This is a genomic window from Gelidibacter sp., from assembly GCF_035577925.1.
GTDB lineage: Bacteria > Bacteroidota > Bacteroidia > Flavobacteriales > Flavobacteriaceae > Gelidibacter.
The window spans coordinates 1-8,593 of sequence record NZ_DATJCY010000301.1 but is presented as its reverse complement, the minus strand read 5'-3'; the positions used below and the strand labels follow the sequence as shown (position 1 = coordinate 8,593).

General features: G+C 34.7%; 10 protein-coding genes and 1 pseudogene. 7 read left to right on the top strand and 4 right to left on the bottom strand.

The genetic code is table 11. The annotated features are described in order from the left end of the window. From VNJ50_RS11765 to VNJ50_RS11740, 6 genes are all read left to right on the top strand, one after another. The coding region (locus VNJ50_RS11765) for a DUF4377 domain-containing protein (RefSeq protein WP_325582145.1) at nt 1–687 on the top strand (687 nt) is incomplete at its 5' end. An 83-nt stretch (nt 688–770) separates the two neighbouring features. Next, complete coding sequence (locus VNJ50_RS11760; protein ID WP_325582143.1) at nt 771–1,193, top strand: SufE family protein; 423 nt, start codon at nt 771–773, stop codon at nt 1,191–1,193. Nucleotides 1,194–1,263: 70 nt separating this feature from the next. Next, entirely contained in the window at nt 1,264–1,587 is a 324-nt protein-coding gene (locus tag VNJ50_RS11755) for a DUF59 domain-containing protein (RefSeq protein WP_325582141.1), read from the top strand. Nucleotides 1,588–1,734: 147 nt separating this feature from the next. Beyond that, the gene (locus tag VNJ50_RS11750) at nt 1,735–3,570 is read left to right on the top strand and encodes an ABC transporter ATP-binding protein (RefSeq protein WP_325582139.1); all 1,836 of its coding nucleotides are present in this window, start codon (nt 1,735–1,737) and stop codon (nt 3,568–3,570) included. A 116-nt stretch (nt 3,571–3,686) separates the two neighbouring features. After that, on the top strand, nt 3,687–4,193 hold the full coding sequence (locus VNJ50_RS11745) for a DUF2480 family protein (RefSeq protein ID WP_325582137.1): 507 nt from the start codon (nt 3,687–3,689) through the stop codon (nt 4,191–4,193). Nucleotides 4,194–4,270: 77 nt separating this feature from the next. Then, nucleotides 4,271–5,218: a DUF3078 domain-containing protein gene (locus tag VNJ50_RS11740; RefSeq protein WP_325582135.1), complete on the top strand. Its 948-nt coding sequence runs from the start codon at nt 4,271–4,273 to the stop codon at nt 5,216–5,218. 71 nt (nt 5,219–5,289) lie between these two features. Here the strand turns inward: VNJ50_RS11740 and hflX are convergent, their stop codons facing one another. Then, nucleotides 5,290–6,501 carry a GTPase HflX gene (hflX, locus tag VNJ50_RS11735; protein ID WP_325582133.1) on the bottom strand — a complete coding sequence of 404 codons (1,212 nt, stop codon included), beginning with the start codon at nt 6,499–6,501 and terminating at the stop codon, nt 5,290–5,292. A gap of 84 nt (nt 6,502–6,585) precedes the next feature. Between hflX and VNJ50_RS11730 the strand changes: the two genes are divergently transcribed. Then, nucleotides 6,586–7,530, top strand: a complete 945-nt coding sequence (locus VNJ50_RS11730; protein ID WP_325582131.1) for an endonuclease — start codon at nt 6,586–6,588, stop codon at nt 7,528–7,530. Nucleotides 7,531–7,560: 30 nt separating this feature from the next. Here the strand turns inward: VNJ50_RS11730 and VNJ50_RS11725 are convergent, their stop codons facing one another. From VNJ50_RS11725 to VNJ50_RS11715, 3 genes and pseudogenes are all read right to left on the bottom strand, one after another. Next, nucleotides 7,561–7,947: a hypothetical protein gene (locus VNJ50_RS11725; protein ID WP_325582129.1), complete on the bottom strand. Its 387-nt coding sequence runs from the start codon at nt 7,945–7,947 to the stop codon at nt 7,561–7,563. A gap of 44 nt (nt 7,948–7,991) precedes the next feature. Further along, complete coding sequence (locus VNJ50_RS11720) at nt 7,992–8,366, bottom strand: hypothetical protein (RefSeq protein ID WP_325582127.1); 375 nt, start codon at nt 8,364–8,366, stop codon at nt 7,992–7,994. 21 nt (nt 8,367–8,387) lie between these two features. Further along, nucleotides 8,388–8,593: pseudogene (locus VNJ50_RS11715) on the bottom strand (DUF5017 domain-containing protein); the annotation flags it as partial.

The following is an 8,593-nucleotide window of genomic DNA, read 5'->3' as shown; positions in this document are numbered from 1 at the left end:
AAATTTAAAGCTCAAAATTCAGAGAAATTTATAGTTATGGCTTCAAAAACTTTATGGACTATTATCATCGGATTACTTTGTTTTTCATGTTCTACCAGTAGCACCAAAATCATTTATATTGCCGATTCTAAAGTAGATTGTGTGGGTGTTGCCCCTATGAAGTGTCTTCAAATTAAAGAAGATAAAACATCTAACTGGACTTATTTTTACAACGCCATTGAAGGTTTTGATTATGAAGAAGGCTATTTTTATAAAATTAAAGTTGCTGTTGAAACTATTGAAAATCCGCCTGCCGATGGTTCTTCGCTCAAATATAAATTGATTGAAATCCTAGACAAATCAAAAACACCTTTACTTTTAGATCAAGGATCTTGGTTGGTAACTCGTATTAAAGACATGGACAGTTTTGGTAGAAATCCATTTATCAAAATAGATCTGTCCCAAAACACCATCAATGGCAATACCAGTTGCAACCGATTTTCGGCAAAAATTGATATTAACGATAAGAACATAAAAATATCCGAAGTTTCATCAACCGATATGACCTGTAACCATGCGCACATCGAATCTAAGTTTCTTGACGCCATAAAAAACATCTCTTCTTATACGTTAAATGAAGAGAAACTTCAATTGCTCAATCAAAACAACGAATTACTTATAGAGTGCGATTACTTAAAAAACGAGTAGTTTTTAAAGACCAAACCATTGATATCCATCTGCAAATTGCACATTTTGATGAGATATATTGTAACTTTGAATAAATTTTAAAAATGACTATAAAAGCGATACAAGAAGAACTCATTGATGAATTTTCAATGTTTGAAGACTGGGAAGAACGCTATCAATACATGATCGATTTGGGTAAATCCCTACCTCTTATTGACGATGAATATAAAACACAAGAACATCTTATTAAAGGCTGTCAAAGCAGAGTTTGGGTCAATGCCCAAATGCAAAATGACAAAGTCATCTTTACTGCCGATAGTGATGCCATCATTACCAAAGGTATTATTGCTATCTTAATACGTGTTTTTTCAAACCAAAGTCCAAAAGACATCATTGATGCCGATACTGATTTTATTGATAAAATTGGACTCAAAGAACACTTATCGCCAACCCGTGCCAATGGCTTGGTAAGCATGATCAAGCAATTAAAAATGTATGCTATTGCATATCAAACACAGTTAAATTAAAAACTAAGGTGTTTTGATGTTTTAAATACCACTAAGCATAAAAACATCTAAACTTCTAAAATTTAAAAAAATGAGCGAAACCATAGACACCGCCGCATTAGGCGAAAAAATAGTAAGGGTTTTAAAAACCATTTATGACCCAGAAATACCAGTAGATATTTATGAACTGGGATTAATTTATGATGTTTTTGTCAATGAAGATTTGGATGTTAAAATCCTCATGACTTTAACTTCACCAAACTGCCCTGTTGCTGAATCCTTGCCTTTGGAAGTTGAAGAAAAAATACGATCCATAAATGAGGTAAAATCTTCTGAAGTAGAAATGACCTTTGATCCGCCATGGTCACAAGACCTCATGAGCGAAGAAGCAAAGCTAGAGCTGGGGATGCTTTAATCCATCATAATTTAGGACTTTATTAAGGTCCACCTTATTTTATAGAATATTGATGACGATCATTGAATTTAGTTTCGGATTCCGTCATCAATTTCTTATTTTTAATTTTACATCGTAATTTAAAAATCAATACTTTAAATATAAAATATGGCAAGACCTACTCCCAAATCATTAAAGGATAACGAAAAAACCAGCTTTCTAAAATCGTTTAGTGCTTTGGTATATATTCCACGTTTCTTTAAAGAAATATGGAAAACAAATAAGAAATTATTCCTTTTATCGGCATTTTGTCGTCTTATTGCCTCCATTTTACCAGTAGCTATCTTGTGGGTTGGAAAACTCATTATTGACGAAATTATCACACAGACCAAAATTGATGTTTCCAATTTAACACAACTTTGGACTTATGTGGCCATTGAGTTTGGTTTGATTGTATTGTCAGATTTGATTAGTCGAGCCATTTCTTTGACCGATAGCCTTTTGGGGGATTCTTATTCCATTAAATCTTCGGTTAAAATCATTAAAAAAACCAATCAGATAGATATTAGTCTGCTCGAAGATTCCGAATTCTATGATAAATTGGAACGCGCCAGAATACAAACCGCAGGACGTGTTATGCTCATGTCCAATGCTTTGGGAGAAGTACAAAGCTTAATTTCCATTGCTACATTAGTTGCCGGTTTAATCTACTTTGAACCTTATTTAATTATTTTATTGGTGCTGAGCATCATCCCATCATTTATTAATGAAATTTGGTTTAGTCAGCAACAATATTCCTTGGCCAGAGGATGGACCGCCGAACGTCGCGAATTGGATTATCTCCGATTTATAGGTGCCAACAATATCACGGCCAAAGAAATAAAACTATTTAACCTGACCGATTTTATCGTGGACCGATTTAAGAATTTATCAGAAGAATATTATGACCTGAATAAAAAACTGGCCATCAAACGATCCTCTTTAGGCTTTGTATTCAATCTTTTAGGTACTTTAAGTTATTATGGCGCATACATTTTCATCATTTATCGCGTCATTTCAGGAGTGATAACTCTGGGTGAATTGACATTTTTATCAGGATCCTTCAACCGATTAACACGAAATCTTCAAGAATTCTTTTCAAAATTTACAAGAATTACTGAAAGCTCATTATATCTCAAAGATTATTTTGAGTTTATTGACATTTCCATTCAACCAAAACACGATGAAGACCAAACCTTACCAGAAAAGATTAGGATTGGTTTTGAGTTTAAAAACGTGCATTTTTCGTATCCAGATTCTGAAACCGAAATTCTAAAAGGGGTTAGTTTTAAAATTTTAGCTGGCGAAAAAATGGCATTTGTTGGCCAAAACGGCGCCGGAAAAACAACACTTACCAAGCTTATGTTGCGTTTTTACGAACCTACATCAGGAGAAATTTTGTTGGATGGCATCAATATTAACCGTTTTAAAATGAATGAATATCAGCAATATTTTGGAGTTATTTTCCAAGATTTTTTTAGATATGAATTTACAATAAGAGAAAACATTGCCATTGGAGATATTCAAGAATTAGAAAATCAGAAAAAAATTGAAAATGCCGCTCAATTAAGTTTGGCCAATGAAGTGGTTGAAGGTCTCAAAAAAGGCTATGACCAACAACTCGGCAAACGTTTTTACAAAGGTCAAGAACTTTCTGGCGGACAATGGCAAAAAGTGGCTTTGGCAAGAGCATATATGAAAGATGCCGAAGTGATGATCCTTGACGAACCAACCTCCGCATTGGATGCTAAAGCGGAGAGTGATGTTTTTCAGCGTTTTATTGGCCTGACCAAAGGAAAAACAAGCATTATCATTTCGCACCGTTTTAGTACCGTAAGACAAGCCGACAGGATTTTGGTATTGGAAGAAGGAAAAGTTCTTGAATTGGGAACTCATGAAGAATTAATGGAAAACCAAGGTTTGTACTCACAGCTTTTTAAATTACAAGCTGAAGGTTATCAATAGCTACTAAACCCAAATCCCCAAAACTTTACAAATAGAAAGATAAAAAGTAGGATGCTTTCAACTTACTATTTGTAATATGTAAATAAGTTTCACTAATTAATAATTAATTTTGCAGTATGGAAAATGAAATTATCAACAGAGTTGCCAATAGCAAATTGGTGGTTGTAGATTTAGAAGAATATTACCCAAAAGGACCTCGGACCGTTTTTGATATTAAAGATTGGTTGTTTCAAGAATTGGTACTTCGTGAAAAAGATTTTCGTGAACATGTCAAACAGCACGATTGGTCGCAATACCAAGATCATTATGTAGCTTTAACCTGTTCGGTTGATGCTATTATTCCGGCGTGGGCTTATATGTTACTGACTGTACATTTGGAGCCATATGCAAAAGCAATCATTTTGGGCAGCTTGGAAGATCTGGAAACATCCCTTTACCAAGATATCATCCAAAACTTAGAAACCGATGCTTATGTGGATCAAATGCTTATCATTAAAGGCTGTGCACATAAACCTGTTCCTACCAATGCGTATATCCTGTTGTCGCAAAAACTAAAACCACTTGCAAAATCCATAATGTACGGTGAAGCGTGCTCATCGGTACCGCTATTCAAACGAAAATAACCAAGATAAGATTTTACTATTTAGAGGCTTACTTTTACCTTTGCATCCTTATTTAAAAAATTATGAAAACAGTAACTATGAAAACAAGAATCATGTTATCGGCGTTTTTGCTTCTGACCGTTTCTTTTGGTTTTGCACAAACTAAAGAAGAACTCGAAGCTCAAAAATCAGAAAAACAAGCCATTGCCAACGAAGCTCAAAAAGAAGCCAATGCCATTCAAGCGCAATTGGATGCACTTCCAGGTTGGAGAAAAGGTGCTTTTGGTGTTATTGGAGGAAGTCTTTCCAACTTCAACAATTGGTATGCACAAGGTGCGCCAAACAACAGTTCTGGTAATATAGGTCTTAATTTTAATGCCTTTGCCAATAAATTGGAAGACAAATATTTTTGGAGAAATTCCCTAACCGTAAATCTGGCGTGGGTGAAATTGGATGACAAAGATATTTCGACCGATAAGGAAGGTTTTCAGCCAACTACAGATGTGTTCAACATATCATCTTTATATGGTCAGAAATTAAGCGAAAAATGGGCAGCATCTGCCCTGGGTGAATACCGAACCACCATTTTGAACAACTTCAACGATCCTGGATATTTAGACGTGGGTGTTGGTTTTACGTGGACGCCTATTAACAACTTGATTGTGGTGATCCATCCATTAAACTACAACTTTATATTTGCCGATAGTGAAACTATTTTTGAATCGTCATTAGGAGCTAAAGTGGTTGCAGATTACACACGACAAATTGGTGCTGTGGCATTCAAGTCTAATGCTTCTGCATTTTTTAGTTATGAAGGCTCAGATTTATCAAACTGGACCTGGACTAACTCTTTTAGCTATACGCTTTGGAAAAATATTGGTGTAGGTTTTGATTTTGCATTGCGAAGCAATAAGCAAGAAGCATTGAATTATGCACTTGGTAAGTTTGATCCAACAGCTAATCCTGGACAAACAGAGCCAACGTTTTCTAATATTGACAACAAATTACAATCGTATTACACCGTTGGTTTGACTTATAAATTTTAAGTAAAAACCAACATAATTACCAATAAAAAATGCTACTCGGGTGGGTAGCATTTTTTATTTAACTTAATTCCTTATTCTTCTTCCTCATAATCTTGATAAAGAAAATCGTTATACGGAAAACGTGTCACATGAATACTTCTTACCTCATCATAAACTCGTTTTTTAAAAGCTTCCAAATTCTTTTTATTTAATGCTGAAATGAAAATAGCATCGTCGCCAATTTTGTTCATCCAGGTTTTTTTCCATTCCTCCAACGTGTAATTTTCTTTGGTCCGGACCGCAATCAAATCGTGCTCATCAAAAGGCACAGGTTCATAAGCATCAATTTTATTGAACACCATAATGGTTGGTTTATTGGCACAACCAATTTCGCCTAAAATCTTATTTACAGAATCAATCTGCTCTTCAAAATTATGATGTGAAATATCCACAACATGCAATAGCAAATCCGCTTCGCGCACTTCGTCCAATGTACTTTTAAAGGATTCTATCAACTGCGTTGGTAGTTTTCTGATAAATCCAACCGTATCCGTAGCCAAAAATGGCAAGTTGCCAATCACCACTTTTCTGACGGTAGTATCTAGCGTAGCAAAAAGCTTGTCTTCAACAAAAACCTCACTGTTGCTGATGACGTTCATTAAGGTCGATTTCCCAACGTTAGTATAACCTACCAATGCCACACGGACCAATTGGCCTCTGTTACCACGTTGGATGGCCTGCTGCCTATCAATTGTTTTTATTTTATCCTTCAATAAGGTAATACGGTCTCTAACAATTCGGCGGTCGGTTTCAATTTCGCGCTCACCGGGTCCACGCATCCCGATACCGCCTCGTTGGCGCTCCAAGTGCGTCCACATTCCTTTTAACCGTGGTAATAAATATTCGCACTGAGCAAGTTCTACCTGAGTACGTGCATAACTTGTTTGGGCGCGTTGCGCAAAAATATCAAGAATAAGGTTGGTTCTGTCAAGCACTTTACATTCTAAAATTCTACTGATATTCCGTTCTTGCGCAGGCGTTAATTCATCATCAAAAATAGCGGTTCCAATCTCATGTTCTTTAATGTAATTTTGAACATCCTGAATCTTTCCTGTCCCAATAAACGTCTTTGGATTTGGAATTTCCATCTTTTGTGTAAAACGTTTTACCACTTCTCCACCGGCAGTATAAGTCAAAAATTCGAGTTCATCCAAATACTCTTTTGACTGTGCCTCATCTTGATTTTTGGTAATAACACCAATTAAAACAGCTTTCTCTAAATTTATATCTTTCTTTTCTAGCATAAACAGGATTAAAACACAAAGTTACATAATTGATTGGCTATGATTTAGTATTTTTAAAGCTAATTTAGTTAATAAAACCTACAATTGACAGCACCTGAAACCTATACCATTGCGTTTTATAATACCGAAAACCTATTTGATTATTGTGATGATCCACTGACTATTGACGACGGTTTTATAAAAACATCCAATAAAAAATGGACGCATGAGCGCTATAAAACCAAAATCGATAAAACTGGAATGGCCATTTCTAAGATTGGATTTGATATACCGCAAAAACCACCAGCCTTAATAGGTTTGGCCGAAGTTGAAAACAACAGAGTCCTAAAAGATTTAATCCAAAGCAGCTATTTACAAAACCATAATTACGGTTTTGTACATTATAATTCGCAGGACGAACGCGGCATTGATGTGGCGCTCATATTTGATAAAGACGTTTTTACGCTAGATACCTCCGAAACCATAATACTTCATGTTGAAAATGAATTTGGCACAAGAGATTATACCCGTGATATTCTAAAAGTTAGTGGCTATCTGAACAATGAAAAAATAACCGTTTTTGTCAATCATTGGCCGTCTCGGCATGAAAAATCGGATAGGACCGGATACAAACGCATGGCTGCGGCACAAAAAATCATAGAACTTATTGAAGACATTAAACAAGAAGACATAAATGCCAAAGTCCTTGTAATGGGCGATTTTAACGATAGTCCCAAAAACAATAGCATTCAGTTTTTAAAAAACAAAGCTGAGCTTTTTAATCCAATGGAAAACCTGATGTCTTTTAAACGGGGCAGTCTTAAACATGAGTCCAAATGGCTGTTATTTGATCAAATTTTGATGACGACAAATTTTTTAAATCCAGATCAACAAGGTCTAAAATTCGTGAAAGCTGATATTTTTAATCCACCATTCTTGACTCAAATGTATGGGAAATACAAAGGAGAACCTTACAGAACCTATGTTGGGAAAAAATATCTTGGTGGTTTTAGTGATCATTTTCCGGTATATATTCAGTTGAAAAAATAAGGTGTTTTTTGAGTTTATTTTTGAAGAATATTATTCAGCTACGAATTTATGTGCTATCTGATTACCTTTTTTTGTAATTTTTATGATTTCAATTGTATCTTTTAGAATATTTTTATGATATCTTATATCACCAATTCTCCAATTATAATATCTTATTGAATCCGTTGGTATATCTCTATTTAAAGATCTTTTTTCTGACGGATTTTTGAAACTTGATGATTGAATAAAAAGTGAATCATTTGGATTCGAATTTCTTATTTCGAATGTTTTATTCAGATACATACAATGAACATTTACCTTGATAGTACTATTTCCTGTAATTTCTCTATAAAGATGGCTGTGAGGTGCACCAGTAATTCCTAAAAAACACGAATTTAATGTTAGGATTAGAATTATAGATGTTATTATTTTTTTCATTTTTGAGCGTAATTTAAATTTTATAATTATTGATGAATAAAGGATTAAAAAACTCTCAGAAAAGCAAAAGCTAAAAACACGGCCACCACCGGAATAAGCCATAAAGTCCAAATATTATAATCGGTTTTTTTCTTGGGAAGCGCATTCAAAACCCTTCGTTTTTTACCGCCATACCGCATCCAGTTTTTAAAATAAATAAAAAATGAAACGACCACAAACAAAGTCCATGCTTTTGCACTGGACATAGTGCCAACATGCATTTTACTGAAAAATTCAGCAAAAAATACACCTAGCACAAGTAGCAATGACATCTGCACTAAAGTGATATAATAAACGGCAATTGTATTGGCGTTTTTTTTATAAGTGCCTTTTTTATAATGGTCAAAACTATTGAAAAACAGTTGGTCAAATACGGTCATATAATGTTGGTGTGATTAGGATTATTCCTTTTCAAAAATGAAAAGATCATCAATTTGATAAGCACCGGACAAGGATGTTGTTCTTCCGTTGCCCGTTACTTTAAAGGCAATGTACAAAATTCCTTCATAAGCGGATAGGTCAATTAAACCAGAATCCATAAATTCATTTAATGGCGTGTTGTGCGACGGTAAAATAGCATCTAAGCGATGCCATGTTGCTTCCATTA